This is a genomic window from Myxococcus llanfairpwllgwyngyllgogerychwyrndrobwllllantysiliogogogochensis (genome assembly GCF_006636215.1).
GTDB classification, from domain to species: Bacteria; Myxococcota; Myxococcia; order Myxococcales; family Myxococcaceae; genus Myxococcus; species Myxococcus llanfairpwllgwyngyllgogerychwyrndrobwllllantysiliogogogochensis.
In genome coordinates, this window is record NZ_VIFM01000543.1 from 1 (window position 1) to 1,222 (window position 1,222).

General features: G+C 70.5%; 1 protein-coding gene. It reads left to right on the forward strand.

The genetic code is table 11. The annotated features are described in order from the left end of the window. Nucleotides 1-23: 23 nt before the first annotated feature. On the forward strand, nt 24-1,184 hold the full coding sequence (gene moeB / locus FJV41_RS49190; RefSeq protein WP_174468910.1) for a molybdopterin-synthase adenylyltransferase MoeB: 1,161 nt from the start codon (nt 24-26) through the stop codon (nt 1,182-1,184). Nucleotides 1,185-1,222 lie beyond the last annotated feature (38 nt).

Consider the following 1,222-nt stretch of genomic DNA (forward strand, 5'->3'; position numbering starts at 1 on the left):
GCCCTCGGGTTATACCCCGCCCCATGGCCCCATCCTTCCGTGAGCTTCTGGCCGGTGTGAAACAGGAGATTCGCGAAGTCACCGTGGACGAGGTGAAGCGGCTCCTGGACGACCGGGCCCAGGTGAAGCTCATCGACGTGCGGGAGGCGGACGAGTACGCGGGCGGGCGGCTGCCTGGCGCCGTGCACATCCCCCGGGGCTACCTGGAGCTGCGAATCGAGGAGCGGGCCGGGAGGGACGAGGAGCTCGTCGTCTACTGCGCGGGCGGGACACGCTCGGCGCTGGCGGTGAAGAGCCTCAAGGAGCTGGGCTACACGCGCGTGGCCTCGCTGGCGGGCGGCTACAACCGCTGGAGCGACGCGGCGCTGCCGGTGGAGAAGCCCTTCGTGCTCACGGCCGAACAGAAGGAGCGCTACCGCCGACACCTCATCCTCCCGGAGGTCGGCGAGGAGGGGCAGGCGAAGCTCTTGAAGTCGCGCGTGCTGTTGATGGGCGCGGGCGGGCTGGGCTCTCCGGCGGCGCTGTACCTGGCGGCCGCGGGCGTGGGGACGCTGGGCATCGTCGACTCGGACGTGGTGGACCTGAGCAACCTGCAGCGGCAGGTGCTCCACACCCAGGAGCGCCGGGGCCAGCCCAAGGTCGTCAGCGCGAGGGCCGCGATTGAGGCCCTCAACCCGGACGTCCGCGTCATCCCCTTCCAGGAGCGGCTCACCTCGCACAACGTCCTGCGCGTGCTGGAGGGGTTCGACCTGGTCCTCGACGGCGGAGATAACTTCCCCACCCGCTACCTGCTCAACGACGCGTGCGTGATGAAGGGCCTGCCCAACATCCACGGCTCCGTCTTCCGCTTCGAGGGACAGGTGACGACCTTCGTCCCCGGACAGGGGCCCTGCTACCGCTGCCTCTACCCCGCCCCGCCGCCGCCGGAGCTCGCGCCCTCATGCGCGGAGGCTGGAGTGCTGGGCGTGCTGCCCGGGCTTATCGGCCTTCTCCAGGCCAACGAGGCCCTCAAGCTGATTCTCGGCCAGGGCGAGTCGCTCGTCGGCCGGCTGCTCACCTTCGACGCGCTGAGCACCCGCTTCCAGGAGCTGAAGCTGCGCCGGGATGCGCAGTGCCCGGTGTGCGCGCCGGGCGCGAAGGTGGAGCTCATCGACTACGAGCGCTTCTGCTCCACCACCGCCTGAGCGCCCCGCGACTCGAGCCAGGAACCTCCCCGCATGCC

Excerpts from the sequence above, each read along its gene's own strand:
- moeB (WP_174468910.1), top strand. The coding sequence starts at position 24 with ATGGCCCCATCCTTCCGTGAGCTTCTGGCCGGTGTGAAACAGGAGATT.